This window comes from Enterococcus sp. 5H, assembly GCF_028128615.1.
Taxonomy (GTDB): domain Bacteria; phylum Bacillota; class Bacilli; order Lactobacillales; family Enterococcaceae; genus Enterococcus_L.
The window spans coordinates 101,684-127,711 of sequence record NZ_AMDP01000021.1 but is presented as its reverse complement, the minus strand read 5'-3'; the positions used below and the strand labels follow the sequence as shown (position 1 = coordinate 127,711).

Here is a 26,028-nt window from a genome sequence, read left to right as displayed (position 1 = left end):
AAAATCCTTCCTATACTAAAGATTTTTATTATGCCCACCACATATCAGCAGGCTGTTCTTTAATCATAATGCTCTTAAGATTGGTGATCGCTCGGTTTAAGCCTTCGTCTGTAGACATGATCGGATCTTCATGTTCAATACTTAAAACATAGTCATAACCGTAGATTCTGAGTGCGCTAATAATATCCGACCAAACTTTTACATCGTGTCCGCAACCGACCGAACGGAAAGTCCACGCACGTGTTTTCACATTACCGTATGGCTGCATATCTGTCAGTCCATGCATATTGATATTGTCTTGATCTAAATAAGTATCTTTAGCATGAAAATGGTGAATCGCATCTGCTTCACCTAAAATTTTGACTGCCGCAACTGGGTCAATACCTTGCCACCATAAATGGCTCGGATCTAAATTACAGCCAATGGCTTTTCCTGTTGCTTCACGTAATTTCAACATAGTATACGGTGTATGACACAAAAATCCGCCGTGCAGTTCAATACCAATTTTTACCCCAGCATCTTCTGCAACTGTATTAATATCTTTCCAATAGGGGATTAGTTTTTGCTCCCACTGATAATTATAATTATCATCATATTCGGTCGGCCACGGTAAAACAGGCCAGTTAACTTGGGTATCAGTTGGATTACCAGCAGATATGCCAGAAAAACCATTTACCACAGAAACATTCATTAATGAAGCTAATTTAATCGTTTTGCGTAAAAGCTCATCAGCTTCTTGTGCCGTTTCTTTTACTGGGGAAATCGGATTATTGTGACAGCTTAAAGCACTGATCGTTAATCCTTTGTCGGCTAATTTTGCCAAATACTCTTTTCTAGCCTCTGAATTTGCTAATAATTTATCAATATCTAAATGGGCATTGCCTGGTGATCCGCCTGTCCCAATTTCTACTGCTTCTAAACCAGATTTAGCAACTGTATCAATCATTTCTTCAAAACTTAAATTATTGAATAATGGGGTAAATACACCTAATTTCATGCTTCAATTCCTCCTAATTTTTCTAATGGTTCGTGATGACCATATTTTGGGTAGACATTTCTGGTTGGGCAGCACCAACGGATACTATTTTTAATCACTTTTTGAACATCTTTATTATAATAAGATGGATAGGTTTCATGCCCCGGTTGGAAGTAAAAAATTTTCCCATTACCACGACGATACGTGCAGCCACTGCGGAACACTTCGCCTCCCGGATACCAGCTAATAAAAATCAATTCATCAGGAGCTGGAATATCAAAATGTTCACCATACATCTCTTCTTTTTCTAATTCAATATATTCGCCAATACCTTCCACGATTTGATGGCTGGGATTAACGGACCAAATTCGACAATTTTCGCTTGCTTCCCGCCACTTTAGATCACAAGATGTGCCCATTAGTTTCATAAAAATTTTTGACATATGCCCAGAATGTAGAACAACTAAGCCCATTCCTTCCAACACACGTTGGTGTACTCGTTCAACAATTTCATCAGAAACTTCTTGATGGGCAACATGTCCCCACCAAATTAAAACATCTGTATCTGATAAAACTTCCTTTGTCAAACCATGTTCTGGTTCATCCAATGTTGCTGTACGAACGGTAAAATTATCCTCTTTTAAAAATGCAGCAATTTGTTGATGAATGCCCTCAGGATAAACTTTTCTCACAGCTTCATCCGTTTTTTCATGACGATATTCATTCCAAACGGTTACTTGAATCATACATATACCTCCTCAACAATAGTTTTTAGTGCTTGAATATTTTTAGCTGCGCTTTCCATTGGTGTCAATCTTTGAAAAGCTTCTTGTTCAACGACTAGCCACGGAATATCTGCTGATTTTGCCCACTCAACATATGAACGAATCGGTAAAATACCTGACAAAATTTCAGTACTTTCTTTTTCTCCATCACTCATTATAAGCATGTCTTTAATATGAAGTAACGCGATCGAAGAACGATGTTTTTCTAACCAAGGAATCACTTGTTCACCCGCATTTTGAACCCAGTACGTATCTACTTCTAACTTAACATTAGGGACAGTTTGAAGCATTTCATCTAAAATACTAACCGTTGGAATTTCTGTGAATTCATGACTATGGTTATGATAAATCAGCGTCATTCCAACTTCGGCTAACCTTTTTTGTATGCTGTTCATTTTTGAAAAAAACAGCTGCCATTCTTCTAATGTTTTAAAGCTTGCATACGGACAAATAATTCGTTGATTCCCAATTTCTTTTTCAAAGGCAACGACTTCTTCTAAACGATGTTCCAACGCTTCAAAGCCAATGTGTGATCCAGCTACTTTTAAGTCAATTGTTTTTAAAAATTCAGCAAGTTCTTTAGCTTGAACACCTTCATAACCAGCAAACTCAACGCCATCATAGCCCATGTCTTTGACTTGCTTTAAAGTAGCAAAAAAATCTTTTTGCATCATTTCTTGAATACTCCATAGCTGTAATGCTATTTTAGCTTTCATCATTGTTTGCTCCTCTATTATTGATTTAAAAATACTGGTTGATTGGTTTGAGATGCTTGATAAATCGCTTCAAGAATTTCCGTTACAACTAATGCTTCTTCCGGTTTCACGACTGGATCTGTATCATTTAAAATAGCATCGATCCATGATTGGGCTTCGAGCACTTCTGGTTTATCGCCTGCGCCATCATAAAAATCAACCCCACCAGGTTCAAGCTCAATTTTCTTCTCAAACAACATACTGTGATCTTCACCATTAATCGTCAATCCATCGTTCATATCTGCTCCACCTTTAGTTCCGGAAAGTGTAGTTTTTGCTTCTTTAACATCTAAACTATTCAATGCCCAGCTTGATTCTAAGAAAATTGCTGCACCGTTTTCCATTACAATGTAGCCAAAGGCAGAATCTTCAACCGTAAACTCTTTTGGATTCCAAGGTCCCCATGCATTCGCTGCATTTTCAGTTTCTGATAATTTATGATAGGTATTACCGACTACATATTTTGGTTTGTAATTGTTCATCATCCATAGCGTTAAATCTAGTGCATGCGTCCCAATATCAATCAATGGTCCGCCACCCTGTGCTTCTTCATCAAGAAAAACGCCCCAGGTCGGTACGGCACGACGGCGAATCGCGTGAGCTTTAGCAAAATAAATATCTCCTAGCTCTTCTTCTTGACAAATTTCATGTAAATACATTGAATCTTTACGGAAACGATTTTGATAACCAATTGTTAGCTTTTTACCTGTTTTTTTCGCTGCTTCAATCATACTGCGAGCTTGTTCAGCAGTTTTTGCCATTGGTTTTTCACACATAACATGACAGTCCGCTTTCATTGCGGCAATTGATAATTCCGCATGTGAATTATTTGGTGTACACACATGAACAATATCTAATTCCACATCTTTTAACATTTCTTGATAATCTGTAAATGTTTTTGCTGTTAAAGTACCGTAATGCATTTTCGCTTCCTCAGCTCGTTCAACGATTAAATCACAAAAAGCTACTAATTCAACTTCTTTCACTTCAGCTAAAGCTGGTAGATGCTTTCCATTCGCAATTCCACCACAACCAATAATTCCAACTTTTAACGACATCTGAAACCCTCCTGTAATTTGTACCTATTTTTTGTGGATAAATAAAACGTTTCCACTTCTACAGTACAACTATACAAAATTTTGAAAGAGCTTTCTTCCTAGTTTATAGCTGAAAAATTCCTGAATATTGCTGTGAATTGTTATGAATGACTTCACTTTAATAGAATTTTCTCAATAGCTACGACTACGACAAAAAAGCCCTCCCTCAATTTAAAGGAAGAACTTTATTTTTTATTAACATTATCCAATTCAATCAGCACTAGCTGACGCTAAGACCCGACTTCTCTTCTCACGTTTATATTGCTGAATAATTTTTAACGCTCGTTTTCTCGTCTTACGATTCGCACACTTTAATCGTCTGCGGGCACTTGAAATATCCTGTTTTTCCATCAAATCACTCCATTAACTTAAGATTATTTCCTACTACCAACTGGCTTTGTGAACTCCAGGGATTTTCCCTTGATGTGCTAAAGTTCTAAAATTGATCCGAGACATACCAAATTTACGCATATAAGCTCTTGGACGTCCATCAATTAAATCACGATTTTTTAACCGATTTGGGTTAGAATCTTTTGGTAGATTTGCTAGTGCTTCATAGTCATTATTTGCTTTTAATTCTAAACGAATAGCTGCATATTTTTCGATTAAATCTTGTTGACGTTTTGCTTTAGCAATTTTGGATTTTTTAGCCATTTTTTCACCTCCTGATTGTTAAGCTTAAATCGTAACAATTACGTTTTAAGAGGACTAAGGATACCATTAAATCAAAAAATTGGCAAGTCTTTAAAAAAAGAACTGTAAAAAAAATAAATCTCGTAGTTCATCTTCTTAAACGAACTAAAAGAGTTATTCTTTTTCGTTATAGAGTTCCAGTAAGAGTCTTCCGATATTTCAGCGGTGAGATCCCCATTTGTTCTTTAAACACATGATGAAAGGTCTTCACACTAGCAAAACCAGACTTTTCAGCCACTTCAACCATTGGGACATTTTCATTGGCTAGAATAAACTTGGCTTGATTAATGCGATATTCCGTTAAAAAGCTCATAAATGTCGTACCCGTATTGGCTTTAAAAAATCGCGTAAAATAGTAAGAACTAAAACCGCTGAACTTAGCAACATCTTCCAACGTAATTGATTCTTCATAATGGTTTTCCACATAGGTAAAAATTTTATCCAAATGCTCTAAATTTTCCTTATACTTTATCGTAGAAGCTTTGGCACCTTTTTTTATCTTCGTTTGTGATTGTGGTAAGCGTCTATAAAATAAAATGACTAGCTGAAATAATGAACTCATAATAGCGTAGTTTTTGCCAGAATTATTTTTTTCATATTCTTCAGATAGTTGATGCAGCAATTTTCTAACATCCAATATTAAGGATTTCGACCAGTTTGAACTATGCTTTTGTCCTCTTTCGAATAGTTCGGTCAATGAAATATCAGCAGCTACTTTCAAATTCTGCTCGTCAAAAATACTCAGATCAAATTGATAAACAATCCGCTCACTATCAGGTGACGCTAAAAAATAATGCGGCTCACCACTAGCAAAAAAATAGATTTCCCCTTCTGACACATGAACAATTTCGTCACCCACACCTATATTAACTGTTCCACGAATAGAATAAATGATTTCAATTTCTTTATGCCAATGAGGATAAACGAGCGTCATCCCATCATTGATAAACGATCTAAACAGAAGATTATTGTCAAATTCAGGCATTTCAAGATACATACTCATAGCTTTCCTCCGATGATTTCTGTTACTTCTTACTTTAACAAAAAACAGCCCAAAACTAAAGGATCAGTCTTGGGTCAAGTCTAAACTATTCTTCTATTTTTTCATACCATGCAGTTGCTGTTTCTTTTAAAACCTTATTCAAAACCTCAATATTTGTTTTACCTAAAGTTCTCATCCACTTTTCAGTTGCTGCTTCCCCATCTTTGGCAAATGTACTTACGCCATCTTTCCAAGTAGCTCGACCACACAGCACACCGTTGAACGTTGAGCCAGATTCTTTGGCAAAATACAACGTTTTTTGGAACATTTCACTACTTACCCCTGCACTTAAAAAAATGAACGGCAGATTGGTTGCTTCGCTTTGTTCTTTAAATAATTGCTGTGCTTCGGCTTTCGAATAACAACTATCTTGTCCAAAACCTTCTACATACGCCATATTAACTGGTACTTCAACTTTTAAAACATCAACATTATAACGTGGTTTACTAAATTCTTTCATCATATCAATTACTTTATGCGGTTTTACTTTAGCATATTCTTTGCTGGAAACATCTGCTATTTCTGCGTCATAGGAAACCAGTTCTAAGAAAAAAGGTAATTCTTCTGCTTCACATTCTGATCCGATCCGCTCAATAAAAATATGCTTTTGTTCATTAATTTCTTCGCTTTCATCTATATCATAGTAAAGTAAAAATTTGACAGCATCTGCACCCGTTTCTTTGATTCGTTTAACTGACCAATCTTTTAGTAAATCGGGCAAACGTCCCGGTTCATTAGCGTCATAACCAGTCTTTTCATAAGCAATCAGTAAACCAGCTGAGCTATCTCTGACTTTTGCTGCGGATAGTCCATATTCTGGGTCTAAAAGAATCGCAGAAGCATACGGTGTTAACTCACGAGAAACGATTTCCTTAAAAGAAATGACCTCATCTGCTGTAACTTCTCCTATACTTTCTTTGGCGATCATTTTTTTTAGGGAACCACGTTGATCGATTGCGAGTGCCGCGATTACGCCATTTTCATTACTTAATTGTTTTAGTGCTGCTCGTTTTTTTTCAGATAGTTTCTTCATATTTTTCTATTCCTCCGTTAGTTTCTGATTTACATAATCAGCTAATTCTTCTGCTGTTTGCTGACGTTCAAGTTGTTCTTTAAATTCACTTTTCATTAATAAGCGAGCTATTTTTGATAGTAGTTTTAAATGGGTTGTACCAGCTTCTGTTTCTGGAATTAAAAGAGCAATGATAATTTTTATTGGTTGACCATCTAAGCTATCCCATTCAATCCCTTTTTTAGTTTTAACAATCAGAATACTCGCTTCTTTAATTGCCGGACTTTTCGCATGAGGAATCGCAAAGCCGTCCATCATTCCTGTGCTTCCTTCTGCTTCCCTTGCTTGAAAACTAGCAAAAACTTTTTTAGAATCGGTTGTTACTTGCAAGCTCTGTGCTGCAGCTACTAAAAATTCAAGTGCCGCTATTTTCGTTTCGATTTCTTTATCAATAAAAACATGATTGCTATTTATTAAGCTCATACAAATTCCTCTTTTCATGATCTAAGCTATTGTTTTCTCTATTTTTTCTACTCTTTGCTTTTGGATTATCCCTAAGATAAAACCACCCACGATAGATCCTGCTAAAATCGCAAGTACCCATAACAAACCATGGGTAACCACTGGCAATACTAAGAAACCGCCATGAGGAGCTGGCACTTGAACTTTAAACAAGTATGTTAAAACCGCCGCAATTGATGAACCTAACATCATGGTTGGTAAAACCCTTAACGGATCTTTTGCAGCAAAGGGAATTGCTCCTTCCGTAATATGAGTAGAGCCTAAAATAAAATTAACCAAACCAGCATTTTGTTCATTTGTGTCAAAATATTTTCTGAAAAATAAAACGGCAAATCCTGTAATCAATGGTGGGGCAATACAGGCCGCTGAAACACCTGCCATAAAGCTTGTATTTCCTTGTGCTAAAAGAGCTGTTCCTGTTACATATGCCGCTTTATTAACTGGTCCTCCCATATCAAAAGCACACATACATCCCACAATAATCCCTAAAACTAATGGACTTGAATTTTCAAAACCAGCTAGAAAACTCATCATCCCTTCATTGATTGAAGACATTGGATCAGATATGACATACATAATCAAACCTGTGACAGCTACTCCTAAAACTGGATATAGGAAAATTGCTTTCAAACCATCTAACGATTTTGGTAAAATTTTGAACATATAACCTAATCCAAGTACAACATATCCTGCTAGAAAACCTGATACAATTCCACCTAAAAAACCTGTTCCGCCGTTACTAGCGACTAATCCACCAACAAAACCAACGGCTAAGCCAGGACGTTTGGCAATTCCTTCAGCAATATACGCGGAAAGAATTGGAACCATCATCCCCATTGCCAAACCGCCAATTTCTTTTAACGTAGCAGCAAACTGATTAAACTGAACACTTTCAGGATCAGCTGAATAAATTCCCCACAAAAATGAGATCGCTATCAAAACTCCGCCACTGACAACAAATGGCAACATATGAGAAACACCGTTCATTAAATTTTTATAAATGCTATGACCAATTCCTTTAGTTTCACTTTCTTTTTCTTCTAATGCATCAACGTTGATTTCCTTTGTACCGCCTATAATTTTTCCTTTCCCTGCTAACGCATCATCTATTAATTGACTTGCTTCTTTAATCCCTTTACTAACGGGAACTTCAATCACTCTTTTTCCTGCAAAGCGTTCTGCATGAACATCTTTATCTGCCGCAATAATTACTGCATCGGCTGCTTGAATTTCTTCTTTTGTTAACTCATTTTCCACACCAATTTGTCCGTGGGTTTCAACTTTGATAGTAATATTTTTTTCCTTTGCTGCTTGCTCTAATGCTTCTTGCGCCATGTACGTGTGTGCAATTCCTGTCGGACATCCTGTTGCTGCAATAATTTGATATTTTGCCATGTTAGTTCTTCCTTTCTAATGGGGTAATGACAATTTGTTTTTCCAATGTTTCACTATCACTAAAATCGGTTAATCCTTTTCTAAATGCAGTTGAACTTCCCGCAGCAATGCTTTTTCTTAAGCAGGTTTCTAATGATTTCTTAGCAATTAATCCGTGAATAAATGTCCCTAATAACGTATCACCCGCGCATGCGGTATTGACTACTTCACCTTTAGGAGCGTTACCATATAATAAAGTTGATTTATCAGCGTAAATACAACCTTGACTACCAAATGATAATAAAACTCGTTGCGCACCTAAAGCAATTAATCGGTCCAAATAAAGCGGACTCTCATCTAATGAGATTTCTTTTTTCCCAAACCATGAGGCTAACTCTTCTTCATTTGGTTTCAGTAAATACGGCTGATAATTTAAACAATCCAACACACTTTGATAACTACTATCTAGTATTAAATGAAATTGTTTTTCGTTCGCAATTTTACTAATTTCAACTAAAATTCTTTCATCAATTCCTTGTGGTAAACTTCCTGAGACGCAAAGAAAAGCTCCTGTTTCAATTCTTTTTATGACATTTAATAATGCGTCAATTTGTTCTTGAGAAATTTCCGGTCCTTTGTTGACTAACTTATATTCATTTTTTTCTTGAAGCACCTGGGTAAAGACATTAATGCGGGTATTCCCTGAAACAGTGATAAAGTTTGTTGCAATTTCATTTTCATGTAAAAAAGTTTCAATGTATTTTCCAGTAAAACCACCACTAAATCCTAATGCCGTACTATCTGTATGCAATTTTTTTAAAATCAATGAAACATTAACACCTTTGCCATTTGCCTGAATATCGTCATCCAGCGTTCGATTAACTACGTTGGGTTTTAGCGTATTTGTTTCAATAAATAGATCGATGGCTAAATTCATTGTACAGGTATAGACATTTGCCATGTTCGTCGCCCCTTTCCTTACAATTCTATTATCGACTATTTTTCTATGTAAATGTTTTCATAATTCTGATAATCAAAAGTAAATTGATACAACCTTTGTTTCTGCCTTAGAGAAATGCTATGATTTAGAAAAATAGAGAGGCGGAATATTCATCATGGAAAAACCATTAAGTGAGTCTGAAAAATATTTGTGGTCCTTTATTGATAAACATCTTGGTGACATTCCTCATTATTCGATTGTTAAACTTAGTGAAGAAGCGAATGTTTCAACTGCGACAATTGTCCGCGCCATGAAAAAGAAAGGGTATGAGGGATTCACTTCCTTTAAGCATCATTTAAAAGATCAGTCGAATACTTCGGTTAACTTTGCAGGTGTGGAAAAAATCGATGGCGAAATTAAACGGGCTATTTTGAAAAATGAGCAAGAGGTTATTCGTACGATTAATAAATTAGACAGTGGCAGCATTGAAGATGCCATTCAAAAAATAAAAGCAGCAAATAAAATCGTTATTTTCGCTCGAGGTTTTTCGGAATTGATCGCTCAGGAGATGACCGTGAAATTTCAACTTTTGGGGAAATATTGCGAAATGCATGCTGACCCTAATATTATTACTAGTATCAGTAAGAAGATTGATAAAAAAGACATCGTTCTTTTAGTTTCACTAAATGGGGAGACACCAGAACTTGTGACTGCTGTCAATAATTGTTTAAAAAATGAAGTCAGCACGATTACATTAACTGCTAATTCCAGTAGTCCTTTAGCACATTTATCTGAAATTGTTTTTACTGGTTTTAAATCAGAAGGTTCTTATTTTCCCGAGTACGAAGTACGATCGCGATTGCCTCTTTCAGTGATGGCTAGGATTTTACTGGATTCCTACGCAATTCGGACCAGTCAGGAGTTATAGTAACGAAGAAAAATAAAAAAAGCGGTCGTATTATACCAAACAAAAAGTGAGTGAACAAAACTAAAAATCAGTTTTGTTTCACTCACTAGATCCGAATAAACGGCTAAAAAAAGCAGCCTCTTTTTTGAATTACTAAATTACTAATCGCTTTTATTATTTAAAAATCAGCAAATCCTGCTTCTTTTTCTTCTGAAAATAAATGATGTTTATCCGCAATTATTTGATCGAAAAATAAAGCTTCAGATACACCAGCATAAGGGATCACATATACACCTGCTAAGCCAAAACTAAATGTCATTGCAAATTGCCAAAGAATAAACGAATATGAAAAAATTAGATATTCAAGTTTATACCCACGCATCAATTCTTGACTAAGCGCAATCGCCTCTTTAGCAGTTAAATTAGGGTCTTTTTTAAGTAAGTAATTTGTCATGCTGTAAGATAATTGCTTAATAACTCCGGGAATAACGAACAATAACGACCAAAGAAACGTATACAGAGTAACTAACAAGTTCGCAACCACCGTACGTTTCCCATTCACTTTGATAAAATCAATGAGAACTGTTTTTAAACTAAACGAGCGTTCTTCAACATTATCAATAGCTGCCCATTGAATAATTCCTCGATACAAAATCGCAACCGCCATTGCCGCCACTCCTAAAATGAATAAAAAGAAACTAGCAATAATTCCAGTTGCACTACTCGTATGTCTGTAATTAACTGACCGAGATGAATTCTGTAGGGGCATCATATTAGTTGTAGTCACTGGAGAATGAAGATTTTTTTCTTCGTATTCAAACTCATCATCATAAGTATCATCTTCAAACAAACCATCATCGTAACCTTCATTATATCCTTCGATATAGCCATCTTCGTAGCCTTGTTGATAATCAATAATCGCTTGATTTGCACTTCCAGAGTAATCGTCATACAAAGATAACGAATCTGGTTGCTGCATCACACTAGCTGACAATGAAGATAGGAAAATTACAAAAAAGAAATAACAAAACAATGCAATAGCAGGTAGCAACACGATCCAACTCCAGTTTCCATAATTCCCATGTAAATAACGCTGCGCTGTTTTCTTTAACTCACTTCGAATCATATTTATTCTCCTTTTAGCTACATAAACAATCTGTTTAATGCCGTTTATCTATTTCTTTTTATTATACCCCGTAATGTAGATAAAATGTTAGAGATTTTTAAAATTAGTAATCTCAAAAAAAGAATGAAGAAGTCCCGCTCTTATACTAAAACGGAATAGGAAAATAAACCACAGAAAATACCCAAACAGCCTAAACAATTTCAATCCACTCACTCAAATAAAGTAAGACAGCAAAAAATAAGCTTATTTCATTAAAAATAAACCAATGATTACAAAAACTTGTAAAACAGTTTTGAATTATTCTTTTTCCAATAAATTTTGGTACGAATCTTTTAATGATTTATTTTTCACCTTGAATTCGTACCAAATTACCTTTGTTGAAATCACCTTACATCCCCATCATTAATTTCTTTACAACATCCGAAAGAAAGGTACTGGCACAGTTACTAAACACATCCGAAGTAAATTGCGGAGCATATTTCTTCAAAAATGTCGTTACTTTATTCTGATCTTTTGAAGAAGATTCCATTAACAGTTTAGAACATACTTGAAACTCTTCACTCACTTGTGGTAATTTTGCTAAAATATTTATGATTTCAGCAGAAAATTTATCCCAGTCAATCTCCTCATTTCCCCCATGAGTGACTTTATTATTATTCCCAATAACTACTGTTGAATGATTAATATTGCTAAAGTCATTTCCTGTTATTTTCATTTTTTCACCTCATTATGATCGCCAGAAACTACTGTGCTATCGTTAATGTTAGTACTTTGATCGATAGTTACAATCTGCTGACCTATTTTAATTACTTCTTGATTCATATTTATCGTGACGTCTTGTTTATGATAGATATCATTGATACAGTTTTCGATTACCTCTCGTACTTCTTCTGCAAATTGTCTATTTTGACAACGGATTAGATAAGTAAATCCTGAATTTAAATTAAGATAAATAAAATATCCTTTGGTTAAATTATCCATAATCACTAAATAAATATAAAAACCCGCAAAGACCATTCCCAACAAACTAAAAAAAGCAAAGATGCTTCCCATAAAATAGAAACCTACAAACACAAAAAATAATATGATAGCAATAACTGGTATTTTGGAAGCTGGTTCTGCTACGTAGATCTGAGAAACATTACTAATCTGCAATGTCCGTTCATCTAAGGTAATAACGTTCTTCTTTACTGAAATTCGTTCTGTATTTATTTTATTCTTTCCGCCTGAATTTAAACCAAACGTTTCGAGTACATTATTTGCTATTTCCATTGATTACTCCTTTTATCCTTTTTTCTCAACTATATTTATAGTAACATAAGTTAAAACCTTTTAGAACAAAATACCAAACTTAAAGAAAAAAAAACAAGCTAATTAACTTGTTTTTTGGTTAATATTAATTTTCAGTCAATGACTTCACTACAATCAAATCCGTTTGTTCATCGTCTCCCATAAAAAATGAATGCGAATCAGTATAAACAAATCCTAGCGTTTCATAAAATTTACGGGCATTTTCATTATATTCCCAAACACCAAGCCACACATTTTCGACTTGATATTCATTTGCTAACGATAGTGCTTTTTCGATGAGACGTTTGCCTAAACCCATTCGCTTAAAAGCTTTGTCTACATAAATCCGTTCAACTTCTAACGCATTAGCTATTTTATCTTCGGTTTGTGCTGCACCTGTATTTACTTTAAGGTAACCTGCAAGTTGCTCGTCAACATACAAAAAGAAAAAGTGTGACTCTGGATTTAGCAACTCTCGTTTTAATTTGTCCGGTGCATAGGCTTCGGTTAAATATGCGTGAAGATTTTCAGCTGTATTATGTGCGCCGAATGTATCTGTATAAGTCTCAATACTAATTTTTTGTAATAGATCTAAATCTTTTTCAGTACATGGCCTAATTTCTACGTTCAACAATTCCCAATCCTCTCAATTTTTACTCGCTATTTTCTTAAGATTTTCTCCATAGATTTTCCTTTAGCTAATTCGTCTACTAGTTTGTCCAGATAGCGAATTTTTTGCATTAGCTCATCTTCTATTTCTTCTACACGATAGCCGCAAATTACGCCAGTAATCAATGATACATTGCTGTTTAATTGAGGTGCTTGTTCAAAAAAAGTTTCAAAATCGACCTTTTGATCAAGCTGTTTTTGTAAAGATGATTCATCATATCCTGTCAGCCAAAAAATAATTTCATCAACTTCGGCTTTAGTACGTCCTTTTTTTTCAGCTTTTTGAATATATAATGGATAAACACTGGCAAAAGACATTGTAAAAATTTTCGGTTTTTTCGCTTCCATTAGTTTCATTCCTTCATTTTTTTAATTTATTGTTTCCTATCATTATACAATTAATTTAGATCCCGTTAAACTTTTCCGCTTTCTTATTTATCAGGAACCTTTTCATCTGATTTCACTTGTTCTATAATTGCTTTAACTTCATTAATAGACTTTTGTTCAATTTGAGCAATTACTGAAACCAATTGTTGAATAATTTCTGTTTTCTCTAAATTTATTTTTTCATCCAACGTCAATGACTTTGTTGGTACTTTTTTTTGAGGTTCAGAATTACTTTTCGTCTGCATTTTTTTATCAATTAATACTACACATAATACAAATACAACCAAAACAATTACACTAACTATCATCACATTTCTCCTCTTTACCTTTATAAAATAAGTGTACCGTTAAGATTCTATTCTGCCAAGAGGAATAAATAAAAAAATCGAGCCTTAGAACAAAATGCGTTCTAGGTTCTCGACTTTTTCGCTTTATTTCATTAACAGTTCTTTTTTATTCAAATATTCTTCTTCAGTCAAATTTCCTTTAGCAAATTCTTGATCTAAAATTTCCAAGGCTGAAGGAAGTTGGTCAGTATTTCGTTCAGGGCTATTATTTCTTATTCCTTGTTTGGTTGTACTATTTCTCATTATATAAACAACACCGACAATAGCTAGAGCAATTACAATCCACCATAGAAAACCCATTCCAAACATTCCACCGCCCATCATTCCGCTACCACCTCTATTAATAAAATTTGAACAATGACTCATACTCTCTCTCCTAACTAAATCGTTTGATTAAATTATAAAAGTAAAATATGGCGAAATTGTGTCAAAATTCTATTTTGATGAAAAAGCTCTTTATAGTTGAATATGTTCGATTAGTCGTTGATAGGTTGGGAAAGATGGATGTTTTGTTAGTTCGTTATTTTCAATCGTTAAGCTTTGGTTATCCACAATCATTTTAGTTAGCGCATCGGAAAATTGAATAAAATCATTGTTTGTTGCTTGATTATAGTTTAGAGAATAATATTTTGATTGACGATAGTATTCCTTTAATTGATTATCACTGATTTTATCCGGCTGGTCGGCAAAGTATTCATCGTAGCGAGCTGTTTCAATTTTCCCATTCGTTACAGTCAATTGGATGCGACCAATTAAGCCATTACCTAAATCTTCTGCATAGCCAATATACTTAGTATTTGAGGGTTCACGTATTTGATCTGATAACTCAGCTGCAATTGCCATTAAGCCTTCTCTAGCAGTCGTTGACGAACCTTTCACTGTCTCAAAATTTCCATCAACACGATTTTCTTCACGCATTTGTTTTTCTACAAAAGTGATACCATTCACCACAGTCACTAAAGTTGTATCTGTTCTGGGATTTTGTGCTTGGAAAAAAGCATAATCAGAAAGTCGTTTATTCGCACCAGCGTATTTTGATTCATAATAATTTTCTGCTCCAAACTCATTAAACTCCACATTAATAATCTTACCATCCGTATCCGTAACAATTTCTACAATTCCTTTATTTCCAACATCAAAATAGCCTTCGTTGGTAAAATAATTCCCTTCCATCAATCCTAACGGCGGTTGATTTGACCAAAACATTTTGGTTAATTTTTCCTCGTATGTATAAAGGGGTTTTGGATTAGAACCAAAAGTCGTTTGAGTAGCTCCAGTCACAACATCATAATTATAAGAAGTCTCTTCAAACGTTAGCTCATTTGCCTGCTTTGGTTCAGCTTCATTTATCGTTGAAGCCGCCGTTGTTTCTGAAGTAGCTGGATTAAAAATTGGTGCCCTAGATGAATGTTCTGTTGCTTCCTTCGTGACTTTTTGATCTGGTTTACAAGCTGCTAAAGCAACCAAACTAACCAAAAATAGGCCGACAAGTATGTTGCTTCTTTTCATAAAAATGCTCCTTAAATTTTCTATTTACGTATTAAAACGATAACCGCTGCCCCAAATCGTTTCAATCGGAATTTCTGACAGCTTCGCTTTTTTCAGTTTTTCTCTAATTCGACCGACATGTACAACAACAGTATAAATATCGCTATCCAGCTCATCCATTTCCCAAACTTGACGAAATAATTGTTCTTTCATCCAAACACGATTAGGATGTTCAATAAAAAATAATAATAAATCAAATTCTTTGGTTGTAAAAATAATTTCCTGACCTAAAACAAAAACTCTGCGGGCACTTTTATCAATCATGATTGCTCCTTTTTCAATCTTATCGTTAGACTGATCGGAACCTGTCAACATTTGATAGCGTTTAATGTGTGCCTGGACACGGGCAACTAATTCACTCGGACTAAACGGTTTGGTTAAATAGTCATCTGCACCTAAACCTAGACCTCTAACCTTATCAATATCTTCTTTTTTAGCGGAAACAATCATCAAAGGAATATTTTTCTTTTCTCTAATACGGCGGCAGATTTCAAAGCCATCCATTGAGGGCAGCATAATATCAATCACAATTAAGTCAAAGGGTTCGTTCAGTGCTCGGTTTAGACCTTCTAAACCATCACTAGCAATTTCAGCGGTCATTTGGTTAATTTCCAAATAATCTTTTTGTAACTCAGCAATACTGGTATCATCTTCAATCAATAAAACATGTGCGTTTTCAGTTTGCATCTAATGTTCCCCCTTTAACTTTGTTCAAGATAATTGTAACTGTTGTCCCTTTAGTGTACTGACTTTCAATCTGCACTTTACCTTCATGTCGTTCAATAATCTGTTTCACAATTGCTAAACCTAATCCGCTACCTCCAGTTTGAGTTGACCGTTCTTTTTCACCTCGATAAAAATGATCAAAGACAAATGGTAGCTGCTCTTTAGGAATTCCTTGTCCATTGTCCGTAACCGAAACAGCTACCGTATCAGCATTTTCCACGATAGAAAGCTCAATTATCAACGGACGGTCAACAGCTTTAAATTTCAAGCTATTTTCAATCAAGTTAATAAATACTCGATTTAATTGTAAACGGTCCGCCCAAATGTAGGAGTCCAATAGTTCAGGTGAAATTAAATGAATAGCAACTGTTTGATCTTGTAAAGAGAACTCTTCAATTCTATGTTTTAAAAATTCAGTTAAATGGATTTGTTCAAAATGGAAAGGCACTGCATCTGCATCCAACTTCGAATACAAAAATAGTTCTTCAATTAAATCGTTCAGTGATAAGGCTTTGGAATGGATCGTTTCTAAATATTTAGCTTGTTTTTCCGGCGAGTCAGCAACTCCATCAAGCAACCCTTCAACATAACCGATAATAGATGTAATCGGCGTTTTTAAATCATGGGAAATGCTTGCCACTAATTCCTTGCGGTTGTTTTCTAATTTTTCCTGTTCTTCTGTAAATTGAATTAAGGCACTTCGCATTTTTTCAAAATCATCCGTTAACTGTTTTACTTCTAGAGCTGCTTGATCTGTGCGGTGTGGTACCACAACTTCTAAATGACCTTTCCGAATCTCCGCCATCCCTGTTCCTAAATCTTCCAAAGGATAAATCACCGTTTTCCTCAGAATATAATTTAAAAACAAAACTGCACTGACGGACAGAAACAAAATAGCAACGATAATCAAAATTCCCCACTTTGTCATAAATTCCAGAATATTGTTTTCTTGTTTTAAAACCAATAAAGTGCCAGGAACTTGGTCACTAAAATGAAAATCAAATTTCATATAGCGATATAATCGTCCAGCATTATCAATCGTTCCTCGTGTTTCTAAGTTATTCTCATCGAATTTTGGAAAATGTACAACGAGGGATTTTTCGACTAAATCTTGAGAAAAATAAGTGATTTCTTCTTGTTTACGAACAACAATTCCTAAAGATTCAGTTTCAAATTGCTGAATCGTTTCTGCTAACTCACCTTTGGGATCAAGTAGCTGATCTGGATTGCTTTTTGCTATGTTCCTTAGCTTAATATAAGCTAACTCTTCTTCTGGACTAAGTGAACGTTGCTGTGTAAATGTTCGATATAATGATCCCGGACTTGGAATTTTTCCAGTTGTCACATAAAGTACAATACAAATAATCGAAATTAAAGACAGACACGCGATAGCTATACCGCCAATATATGAAATAAGAAATCTTTTTTTTATCGTCATAATTATTTCTCCTTTGTTTCATTTATAGCGGAAAAACCTAGTTTAATCAACGTATCTGCCCTTTTATTTTTTTAGTAAACTACTTTTTAGAAGGTAAAGTCAGGTTTGAAGTTACCTTTATATGGTTCATGTTCGACAAAAATTGAAATTTCTTGCCCAGATTGGTCTTTCCCCATCCGTTTGTAAGTAAATTTTTTAGCATCTAATTCGGTTAATTCCAAGGCTGCACCATACTTATTCTCTCCAATTGAGACATGAGCACGAATTTTATTATGATCTAAAACATCAAAGTAACCAAAATCACCACGACTTTCTCCTGTTTCTAGATTAAAGAATTCGTATTTGTTATTCATTGCATCAAATTTAGCTAAACTAATAAAATTTGCGTTATACTCTGTTACATCATTTCCCTTTTCATCAAGAACTTTAGTACCATTCCAAAGTGTTTTACTTAAGATTTCAGCGCCGCTTTTTTTCGTATCAATTTTACCAGTCGTTGTATTTAAATCTTTTTCTGGTTCTGTAAAGGTTAATTCTTTTTCTTTATAAGGAATATGTTCTACAAATACCTCTACTTCGTTACCGTCCTTAGCTTTTCCCATTCTTTTATAAGTGAACTTATCATTTGTTAATTCTGTTATATCTACTACAGCTTGGTAATTCATTGTTTCTGAAATTAGAATTCTTTTTGCTCCATCATTGGTAATGAAGAATGTTCCTAAATCACCGCGACTTTCACCTGTTTGTGCATTAAAAAACTCATATCTACCTGTTTCAGCTTCATATTTCGCTAATCCAATAAAGTTTTCATTTTCTTTTGTTAAATCATTATGATCCTTGTCATAAACTTTTGTACCTTGCCAATTGCTTTCACCTAAAATTTTAGTAAGCTTATCTCCTTTTGTTGTTTGCTTTTTATCAGTTAGTTGTTCCGTCTCTGGTGTACTATTATCCTTTGTACTAACACTTTCTTCAGCCTCTGCTCCACAACCTGCTAGTAGGATAGCTAAACTAGTAACTCCTACAATCATCATTTTTTTACTCATAATATTTTGTCACTCCTTAATTAATTATTGTTATCTTTAGTATAAGGAGTAATTCTAAACAGAGGCTAACAAGAAAATAAACAAATTATAAACAATTGAATTCCTTTTAGAACATACAAAAAAACTGGGACATAACTCTAATTAAAGAATTACATTCCAGCTTTTGATTTTTTTAAACAGTCGTTGCTTTAGGTAAATTTTCATAAAAGGCTGCTTTAGTAGCACTAATATATGGTGTTAGCCATAAATAGCCAATCCCGAATGTTAAAAGTGCTAAGATATGCCAGCCAATGAAGCTTAAGTCCAATACGAACAAATGCCCTTTGTGACCTTTCATCAAATGTCTACTCTGAGTGATACAACTTAGAAAACCAGGTCGTTGCCCAGTTTCTTCGAATTCATCATAAAAAATAAAATATGCTTGTGAATAAGAATATCCCTTGATAATCCCTGGGATAACTAATAATAATAACCATAAAGAAATGAAAATAGTCATTAGTAAGTAAATACAGATTACAGCTAAAATAACTGGACCTGCAAAACCGCGAAACGCATCTGAAAATGGGCGAATTTCTTGTCTTTTACCTCTTAATAGATCAAGAAATGTCCAAGAAATACCTACACTAAACAAAGCCCCAATGATTCCTCCGACAAAACCGCCGCTGCCACCGCCTGAATTTCCGTCATAGCTTGCAGTACTGTTCATTATATCAGAGTTATTTTGTAAAAATGTAATAGCAGGTAATAACAATAAGAAAAATAAAAGCAGTCCAATTGCAATTGCAACCAATGTTGGTACCAAACACATTAATACACTATCTTTCCAGCGTCCACGCAGGATTCCTTTAGCTTCACTTTTCAATTCAGCTGTTGTTTTCATAAAATGTCCTCCTTTCAATTTGTTATAATCAGTATAGCAAATATATTGTTTTTGAAAAAAACATATGCGTTTAAAGTCACTCTTTATTTGAGATATCTTCATTTATTGAGAAAAGAAGCGTGTAAACAAACCAAAAATCTGATTTTCTCCACACGCTGCATCCAAATAAATAGTTGAACGAAAGCATCCACGATTTAATTATAATAAACGTTTTAACCAATCAAATTTTTTCTGATCATACGGTGGATAAACCAGTTTAGCCATAGAATCTTTTCGACCATAAACGATTGATTTTTTATGGGAGAATGTTTCAATACTGTATTTCCCATGATAATTGCCCATTCCTGAAGCGCCTACACCGCCAAAAGGCAAATCATCATTCGCAACATGTAAAATTGTTTGATTAATACCACCGCCACCAAAAGAGACTTCACGTAAAATCTGTTTTTGAACCTCTCTATCGTCAGAAAATAAGTATAGTGCTAATGGTTTCTCACCAGCTTTAATAAATGAAATTGCCTCTTCCAAATTATTGTACGTACAGATTGGCAACAGTGGACCAAATATTTCTTCTTGCATTAAACTACTTTCACGATTCAATTCGATATCAAACAATGTTGGTGTAATAAACCTTGTTTTAGTCTCGTACTCACCGCCATAAATCACTGATTGACGGTTTTCTTCAATTAACTGAACTAGTCTTTCTATAGCAGGACCTTGGACGATTCGACCATAATCAGAGTTATTTTGAATATCTTTTCCATAAAATTCAGTAATTTTTTCTTTTAAGGCAGCTAACAATTGGCTTTTAACTTTTTCATCGACTAGAACATAATCAGTTGCAATACAAGTTTGTCCGGTATTCAGCAATTTACTCCAAATAATCCGTTCCGCAGCCAATTCGATATCTGCTTGTGCCGTAACAATCGCAGGGCTCTTACCACCCAGTTCTAAAACAACTGGCGTTAAGTTTTTAGAAGCAGCTTCCATTACAATTTTACCAACGGTCGTACTTCCTGTGAAGAAGATAAAATCCATACGTTCTTTCAAGACCGCAGCGTTATCAATAGAATTAGGCGAGAGAACTTTAACGTATTTTTCATCGAAAGTTTCACCAAGGATTGTTCCTATTACTGCAGCAACATTTGGTGTTCTTGATGAAGGTTTTACAATCGCACAATTTCCAGCAGCTAGTGCACCAATTAGCGGAACTAATGTCAATTGAAGAGGATAATTAAAAGGACCAATAATATAAACTGTTCCAAACGGCTCTAAAAAGACAGTATTTTTATTTAATAAAGATGAAACAGCTCTAGGTTTATTAGCAGGTTTTGTCCATTTATCGAGATTTTTAAGCATATCTTTAATAGCTGATACAACTAACCCAAACTCTGTCGCATAAACTTCTGCTTTAGGTTTTTTTAAATCTTTTTCAAACGCCCAATAGAAATCTTCTTCATGTTTTTTTACATTTTTTAATAATTGCTCAAGTTGCTCTTTTCTAAAAGAAATAGATTTTGTTTGATTGGTATTGAAAAAAATTCGTTGTTTTTTCATGATAGTTTGGAGATCTGATTGATTCATTGTGCATCCTCCTCGTTTTCTTTTTAGTATAGCACCGATTTTTTCTTTTGAATAATAGAAGCAATGTTCGTAAAATAAAAAAATTCCTCTTGCTTTCACAAGAGGAATTCACGTTTGAGTATAAGGAGAAAAGATCAAGAGATCAGTTGTCCCTTTTTGCTTTATATTCAACTAAATTATTTGTTTTTTAAGTTGTAGAAAGATTTCAAACCTTTGTATTCAGCAACTTCGCCTAATTGGTCTTCAATTCTTAATAATTGGTTGTATTTAGCAATACGGTCAGTACGGCTTAATGAACCTGTTTTGATTTGACCAGCGTTAGTTGCAACAGCGATATCAGAGATTGTTGAATCTTCTGTTTCACCAGAACGGTGAGATACAACTGCAGTATAGCCAGCTTCTTTAGCCATTTCGATAGCTTCGAATGTTTCAGTTAAAGTACCGATTTGGTTAACTTTGATAAGGATTGAGTTAGCAATACCTTTTTCAATACCTTCAGCTAATTTAGTTGTGTTTGTAACGAATAAATCGTCACCAACTAATTGAACTTTGTCGCCTAAAGCAACAGTTAATTTTTTGAAACCATCCCAGTCATTTTCATCTAATCCATCTTCGATTGAGATGATTGGGTATTTCGCACATAATTCTTCGTAGAATGCGATCATTTCTTCAGTAGTTTTTTCGCCTTCGCCTGAATCAGCTAAAACGTAAACACCTTTTTCTTTATCGTAGAATTCTGAAGAAGCAGCATCCATAGCAAGAACGATATCTTTACCAGGTACATAGCCAGCTTTTTCGATTGCTTCGATAATTACTTCAAAGCCTTCTTCGTTAGAACCTAAGTTAGGAGCGAAACCACCTTCGTCACCAACTGAAGTAGCTAAACCGCGAGCTTTTAAGATTCCAGCTAATGCGTGGAATACTTCAGCACCGTAGCGTAAAGCTTCTTTGAATGTAGGTGCGCCTACAGGCATGATCATGAATTCTTGGAAGTCGATACTGTTGTCAGCATGAGATCCACCATTGATGATGTTCATCATTGGAGTTGGCAATACTTTTGTATTGAATCCGCCTAAGTAGTGGTATAAAGGAACTTCTAGGTAATCAGCAGCAGCACGAGCTACAGCGATTGAAACACCAAGAATAGCGTTTGCGCCTAATTTACCTTTGTTAGGAGTTCCATCTAAATCGATCATTGCTTTATCAATCGCCATTTGGTCACGTACATCGTAGCCAATGATTGCTTCAGCGATGATGTTATTAACGTTGTCAACTGCTTTAACAACCCCTTTACCTAAGTAACGAGATTTGTCGCCATCACGTAATTCAACCGCTTCGTATTCACCAGTTGAAGCTCCAGATGGAACCATTCCACGGCCAAAAGCTCCGCTTTCTGTGTATACTTCTACTTCGATTGTTGGGTTACCGCGTGAGTCTAAGACTTCGCGTGCATAAACATCAGTAATAATTGACATGTTTTGTCTCTCCTTTGAGTTTGTTTTATACTAAGGGGATTCGATTTCCCTTAATTATGATTGTAGTGAATAAACGCGTCCTATGCAAACATTTTTTGCATAATTCATAGAATATTCGATGATTCTTCTTTTTATTGCGTATATTGTTATAAGCGTGTCTTATTTAACAGCTGCTAACAATGCTAAGAATGACTCAGCTTCAAGGCTTGCTCCGCCGACTAAAGCACCATCAACGTTTTCTTTTGCCATATATTCAGCAATATTTTCAGGTTTTACAGAACCGCCGTATTGGATACGTACAGCTTCTGAAACTTCTTTACCGTATAATTTTTCGACTGTTGAACGAACAACGCCGCAAATTTCATCAGCAATGTTAGCATCAGCTGATTTACCAGTTCCAATTGCCCAGATTGGTTCATAAGCGATAACCATAGAAGATACTTGCTCGTTAGATAAACCAACTAAACCATTTGTGATTTGACCTTCAATCCACTCAGCAGTTTTACCAGTTTCATAAGTTTCTAAAGATTCACCACAACAGAAGATTGGTGTCATGTTGTTAGCAAAGATTGCTTTAGCTTTTTTGTTGATATCTTCATCTGTTTCGTGGAAATACTCACGACGTTCAGAGTGACCGATAATAACATATTCGATTCCTAAATCTGCAATAGCAGCTGGTGAATTTTCACCAGTGAATGCTCCTGAATTTTCCCAGTAGCAGTTTTGTGCAGATAATTGAACTTCTGAATCTTTAAGGTTCCAAGCTAATGGAGCTAAGAATAAAGCCGGTGATCCGATTACTGAATCAACTACGTCTTTTGATGGAACAGCGTTTTTAACTGCTTCAGCGAAGCTTTGAGCTTCTGCTAAGGTTTTGTTCATTTTCCAGTTACCAGCGATAATTGGTTTACGCATGAAAGAACACTTCCTTTTCTATTTATGTTGTGTATTGATTTAAAAAATTGTTCAAAAGACAACTTTTGTTTTTAAACATCTTTTTATCAATTTATTTATCGTTGATTGCTGCCAAGCCAGGTAATGTTTTACCTTCTAATAATTCTAAGCTTGCACCGCCGCCTGTTGAGATATGTGTAAATTTGTCAGCAAAACCTAATTGAATGGCTGCTGCTGCAGAGTCACCGCCACCGATGATTGTTGTAGCATCTTCTAAGTTAGCGATTGCTTCACAAACACCGATAGTCCCTTTAGCAAAGTTACTCATTTCGAATACACCCATTGGTCCGTTCCATACAACCGTTTTAGCACCAGCTAATTCTTTTGTGAATAATTCAATAGATTTAGGACCGATATCTAAGCCCATGTATCCTTCTGGAACAGCTTCGCCGTCAGTTACAACAGTATCAACATCGTTACTGAATTCGTTGGCACATACTGAATCGATTGGTAAAACTAATTTGTCTCCAGCTTTTTCGATTAATTCTTTTGCCAAAGCAACTTTGTCTTCTTCAACAAGTGAGTTACCGATTTCGATACCTTTAGCTTTATAGAATGTATACGTCATTCCTCCACCGATAAGAATTTTATCTGCTTTAGAAATTAGATTTTCGATAACACCAATTTTATCTGAAACTTTTGCTCCACCTAAAATAGCGATAAATGGACGTTTTGGACTTTCAACTGCTTCACCGATAAATTTGATTTCTTTATCCATTAAGAATCCTGCAACAGTTGGGATACCAGTTGATGCAATACCAACGTTAGAAGCATGTGCACGGTGAGCTGTACCAAATGCATCATTGACAAATACGTCGCCTAATGAAGCCCAGTATTTACCAAGGTCAGCGTCATTGCCGCTTTCTTTTTTACCATCAATATCTTCAAAACGAGTGTTTTCAAAAACTAAAACATCGCCGTCTTTCATATTGTTTACAGCTGTTTCTAATTCAGAACCACGAGTTTCAGGTACGAAAGTTACTGGTTTACCCAATAATTCACCTAAACGCTCAGCAACTGGTTTTAAAGATTTGCCAGCTTTATCTTCTTCTGTTTTTACACGGCCTAAATGAGAAAATAGAATTGCTTTTCCGCCATTTTCGATAACGTATTTAATTGTTGGAAGAGCCGCAACAATACGGTTATCATTAGTGATTACGCCGTCTTTTAAAGGAACATTAAAGTCCACACGTACTAGAACTTTTTTGTCTTTTAAGTCAACATCTTTGATAGTCTTTTTAGCCATTAGAAGTTACTCCTATTCTAATAAAATTTAATAATCAATAGTTTCTAACGAAACTTTTTTAAATTGTTCAATTCATTTACTGTATTTCATAAAAAAAGCGGAGAAGCGCGTTGCTTCCCCGCCTAATATTTCACAGTTGTTCAAATTTCACTAATTATAAGAATATCTTATAGGTTAGCGAAGTACTCTAAAGTACGAACTAATTGTGCAGTGTAAGACATTTCGTTATCGTACCAAGCAACAGTTTTCACTAATTGTTTGTCGCCAACTGTCATTACTTTTGTTTGTGTAGCGTCGAATAATGAACCGAAAGTCATACCTACGATATCAGAAGAAACGATTTCGTCTGTGTTGTAACCGTAAGATTCGTTAGCTGCTTTAGCCATAACTTCGTTAACTTCTTCAACTGTTACGTTTTTGTCAAGAACTGTTACTAATTCAGTTAATGAACCAGTTGCTACAGGAACACGTTGAGCAGCTCCGTCTAATTTACCGTTTAATTCAGGGATAACTAGACCGATTGCTTTAGCAGCACCAGTTGTATTAGGAACGATGTTTTCTGCTGCAGCGCGTGCACGACGGAAGTCTCCACCTGGGTGAGGTCCATCAAGAGTCATTTGGTCACCTGTGTAAGCGTGGATTGTAGTCATAAGACCTTCAACAACACCAAAGTTATCTTGTAAAGCTTTAGCCATAGGAGCTAAACAGTTAGTAGTACATGAAGCACCTGAGATAACTGTTTCTTTACCTGTTAAGATATCATGGTTAGTGTTATAAACGATTGTTGGTACGTCATTTCCACCAGGAGCAGAGATAACAACACGTTTAGCACCAGCTTTTAAGTGTAATTCAGCTTTTTCTTTTGAAGTGAAGAATCCTGTACATTCAAGAACGATATCTACACCTAATTCGCCCCATGGTAATTCTTCTGGGTTACGGTTAGCAAGAACTTTAACTTCTTTACCGTTTACGTTGAAAGAACCTTCGTGAACTTCAACAGTTCCGTTGAAACGTCCTTGAGTTGTGTCATATTTTAACAAGTGAGCCAACATTTTAGCATCTGTTAAGTCGTTGATTGCTACTACTTCGATTCCTGCTACATCTTGGATACGACGGAATGCTAAGCGTCCGATACGTCCAAATCCATTAATACCTACTTTAACTGTCATTAAAGATTTCCTCCTTATGAAAATCAAAAATTTTTTTATT

29 protein-coding genes are annotated in these 26,028 nt (G+C 35.2%); 1 reads left to right on the top strand and 28 read right to left on the bottom strand.

Annotated features, from left to right (window positions below; translation table 11 throughout):
• Positions 1 to 28: 28 nt before the first annotated feature.
• The 11 genes from C240_RS08835 to pfkB form a co-directional block, all read right to left on the bottom strand.
• The gene (locus C240_RS08835) at positions 29 to 997 is read right to left on the bottom strand and encodes a sugar phosphate isomerase/epimerase family protein (protein WP_271494438.1); all 969 of its coding nucleotides are present in this window, start codon (positions 995 to 997) and stop codon (positions 29 to 31) included.
• Entirely contained in the window at positions 994 to 1,722 is a 729-nt protein-coding gene (locus C240_RS08830; protein ID WP_271494437.1) for a ThuA domain-containing protein, read from the bottom strand. Before C240_RS08830 ends, C240_RS08835 begins: the two co-directional genes overlap by 4 nt.
• Entirely contained in the window at positions 1,719 to 2,480 is a 762-nt protein-coding gene (locus C240_RS08825; RefSeq protein WP_271494436.1) for a sugar phosphate isomerase/epimerase family protein, read from the bottom strand. The genes C240_RS08830 and C240_RS08825 overlap by 4 nt, the downstream gene beginning before the upstream one ends.
• A gap of 14 nt (positions 2,481 to 2,494) precedes the next feature.
• Entirely contained in the window at positions 2,495 to 3,574 is a 1,080-nt protein-coding gene (locus C240_RS08820) for a Gfo/Idh/MocA family protein (protein WP_271494435.1), read from the bottom strand.
• Positions 3,575 to 3,823: 249 nt separating this feature from the next.
• Positions 3,824 to 3,964, bottom strand: coding sequence for a putative metal homeostasis protein (locus C240_RS08815; protein ID WP_271494434.1), 141 nt, complete (start codon positions 3,962 to 3,964; stop codon positions 3,824 to 3,826).
• Between the two features lie 33 nt (positions 3,965 to 3,997).
• Positions 3,998 to 4,267 (bottom strand): 30S ribosomal protein S14, encoded by a 270-nt coding sequence (gene rpsN, locus C240_RS08810; RefSeq protein ID WP_271494433.1) that lies wholly within the window; start codon positions 4,265 to 4,267, stop codon positions 3,998 to 4,000.
• Positions 4,268 to 4,433: 166 nt separating this feature from the next.
• On the bottom strand, positions 4,434 to 5,309 hold the full coding sequence (locus C240_RS08805; protein ID WP_271494432.1) for an AraC family transcriptional regulator: 876 nt from the start codon (positions 5,307 to 5,309) through the stop codon (positions 4,434 to 4,436).
• An 85-nt stretch (positions 5,310 to 5,394) separates the two neighbouring features.
• Complete coding sequence (gene lacD, locus C240_RS08800) at positions 5,395 to 6,381, bottom strand: tagatose-bisphosphate aldolase (protein WP_271494431.1); 987 nt, start codon at positions 6,379 to 6,381, stop codon at positions 5,395 to 5,397.
• A 6-nt stretch (positions 6,382 to 6,387) separates the two neighbouring features.
• Positions 6,388 to 6,843, bottom strand: coding sequence for a PTS sugar transporter subunit IIA (locus C240_RS08795; RefSeq protein ID WP_271494430.1), 456 nt, complete (start codon positions 6,841 to 6,843; stop codon positions 6,388 to 6,390).
• A gap of 21 nt (positions 6,844 to 6,864) precedes the next feature.
• Positions 6,865 to 8,277, bottom strand: a complete 1,413-nt coding sequence (locus tag C240_RS08790) for a PTS fructose transporter subunit IIC (RefSeq protein ID WP_271494429.1) — start codon at positions 8,275 to 8,277, stop codon at positions 6,865 to 6,867.
• Position 8,278: 1 nt separating this feature from the next.
• Positions 8,279 to 9,217, bottom strand: coding sequence for a 1-phosphofructokinase (gene pfkB / locus C240_RS08785; protein ID WP_271494428.1), 939 nt, complete (start codon positions 9,215 to 9,217; stop codon positions 8,279 to 8,281).
• A gap of 154 nt (positions 9,218 to 9,371) precedes the next feature.
• Here pfkB and C240_RS08780 point away from each other — a divergent pair, with 154 nt between their 5' ends.
• Positions 9,372 to 10,124, top strand: a complete 753-nt coding sequence (locus C240_RS08780; RefSeq protein ID WP_271494427.1) for a MurR/RpiR family transcriptional regulator — start codon at positions 9,372 to 9,374, stop codon at positions 10,122 to 10,124.
• Positions 10,125 to 10,281: 157 nt separating this feature from the next.
• Here the strand turns inward: C240_RS08780 and C240_RS08775 are convergent, their stop codons facing one another.
• The 17 genes from C240_RS08775 to gap form a co-directional block, all read right to left on the bottom strand.
• Entirely contained in the window at positions 10,282 to 11,229 is a 948-nt protein-coding gene (locus C240_RS08775) for a DUF975 family protein (protein ID WP_271494426.1), read from the bottom strand.
• A 388-nt stretch (positions 11,230 to 11,617) separates the two neighbouring features.
• Positions 11,618 to 11,944, bottom strand: coding sequence for a hypothetical protein (locus C240_RS08770; protein ID WP_271494425.1), 327 nt, complete (start codon positions 11,942 to 11,944; stop codon positions 11,618 to 11,620).
• Positions 11,941 to 12,501 (bottom strand): hypothetical protein, encoded by a 561-nt coding sequence (locus tag C240_RS08765; RefSeq protein WP_271494424.1) that lies wholly within the window; start codon positions 12,499 to 12,501, stop codon positions 11,941 to 11,943. The genes C240_RS08770 and C240_RS08765 overlap by 4 nt, the downstream gene beginning before the upstream one ends.
• Before the next feature lie 124 nt (positions 12,502 to 12,625).
• Complete coding sequence (locus C240_RS08760) at positions 12,626 to 13,150, bottom strand: GNAT family N-acetyltransferase (RefSeq protein WP_271494545.1); 525 nt, start codon at positions 13,148 to 13,150, stop codon at positions 12,626 to 12,628.
• Positions 13,151 to 13,179: 29 nt separating this feature from the next.
• Positions 13,180 to 13,536: a DUF2200 domain-containing protein gene (locus tag C240_RS08755; protein ID WP_271494423.1), complete on the bottom strand. Its 357-nt coding sequence runs from the start codon at positions 13,534 to 13,536 to the stop codon at positions 13,180 to 13,182.
• A gap of 83 nt (positions 13,537 to 13,619) precedes the next feature.
• On the bottom strand, positions 13,620 to 13,883 hold the full coding sequence (locus C240_RS08750; protein WP_271494422.1) for a hypothetical protein: 264 nt from the start codon (positions 13,881 to 13,883) through the stop codon (positions 13,620 to 13,622).
• 123 nt (positions 13,884 to 14,006) lie between these two features.
• Positions 14,007 to 14,288, bottom strand: coding sequence for an SHOCT domain-containing protein (locus tag C240_RS08745; RefSeq protein WP_271494421.1), 282 nt, complete (start codon positions 14,286 to 14,288; stop codon positions 14,007 to 14,009).
• A gap of 90 nt (positions 14,289 to 14,378) precedes the next feature.
• Positions 14,379 to 15,431 (bottom strand): hypothetical protein, encoded by a 1,053-nt coding sequence (locus C240_RS08740; protein WP_271494420.1) that lies wholly within the window; start codon positions 15,429 to 15,431, stop codon positions 14,379 to 14,381.
• Between the two features lie 24 nt (positions 15,432 to 15,455).
• The gene (locus C240_RS08735) at positions 15,456 to 16,157 is read right to left on the bottom strand and encodes a response regulator transcription factor (RefSeq protein ID WP_271494419.1); all 702 of its coding nucleotides are present in this window, start codon (positions 16,155 to 16,157) and stop codon (positions 15,456 to 15,458) included.
• The gene (locus C240_RS08730) at positions 16,147 to 17,634 is read right to left on the bottom strand and encodes a sensor histidine kinase (protein WP_271494418.1); all 1,488 of its coding nucleotides are present in this window, start codon (positions 17,632 to 17,634) and stop codon (positions 16,147 to 16,149) included. Before C240_RS08730 ends, C240_RS08735 begins: the two co-directional genes overlap by 11 nt.
• An 86-nt stretch (positions 17,635 to 17,720) precedes the next feature.
• Positions 17,721 to 18,680, bottom strand: a complete 960-nt coding sequence (locus C240_RS08725) for a DUF4822 domain-containing protein (protein ID WP_271494417.1) — start codon at positions 18,678 to 18,680, stop codon at positions 17,721 to 17,723.
• 172 nt (positions 18,681 to 18,852) lie between these two features.
• Complete coding sequence (locus C240_RS08720) at positions 18,853 to 19,560, bottom strand: DUF975 family protein (protein WP_271494416.1); 708 nt, start codon at positions 19,558 to 19,560, stop codon at positions 18,853 to 18,855.
• A 198-nt stretch (positions 19,561 to 19,758) separates the two neighbouring features.
• Positions 19,759 to 21,144, bottom strand: coding sequence for an aldehyde dehydrogenase family protein (locus C240_RS08715; protein WP_271494415.1), 1,386 nt, complete (start codon positions 21,142 to 21,144; stop codon positions 19,759 to 19,761).
• Between the two features lie 176 nt (positions 21,145 to 21,320).
• Complete coding sequence (gene eno / locus C240_RS08710) at positions 21,321 to 22,619, bottom strand: phosphopyruvate hydratase (protein ID WP_010763068.1); 1,299 nt, start codon at positions 22,617 to 22,619, stop codon at positions 21,321 to 21,323.
• 159 nt (positions 22,620 to 22,778) lie between these two features.
• Positions 22,779 to 23,534, bottom strand: a complete 756-nt coding sequence (gene tpiA / locus C240_RS08705; protein WP_271494414.1) for a triose-phosphate isomerase — start codon at positions 23,532 to 23,534, stop codon at positions 22,779 to 22,781.
• A gap of 91 nt (positions 23,535 to 23,625) precedes the next feature.
• Positions 23,626 to 24,819: a phosphoglycerate kinase gene (locus C240_RS08700; protein ID WP_271494413.1), complete on the bottom strand. Its 1,194-nt coding sequence runs from the start codon at positions 24,817 to 24,819 to the stop codon at positions 23,626 to 23,628.
• A gap of 167 nt (positions 24,820 to 24,986) precedes the next feature.
• Positions 24,987 to 25,988 carry a type I glyceraldehyde-3-phosphate dehydrogenase gene (gap, locus tag C240_RS08695; protein ID WP_271494412.1) on the bottom strand — a complete coding sequence of 334 codons (1,002 nt, stop codon included), beginning with the start codon at positions 25,986 to 25,988 and terminating at the stop codon, positions 24,987 to 24,989.
• Positions 25,989 to 26,028: the final 40 nt, after the last annotated feature.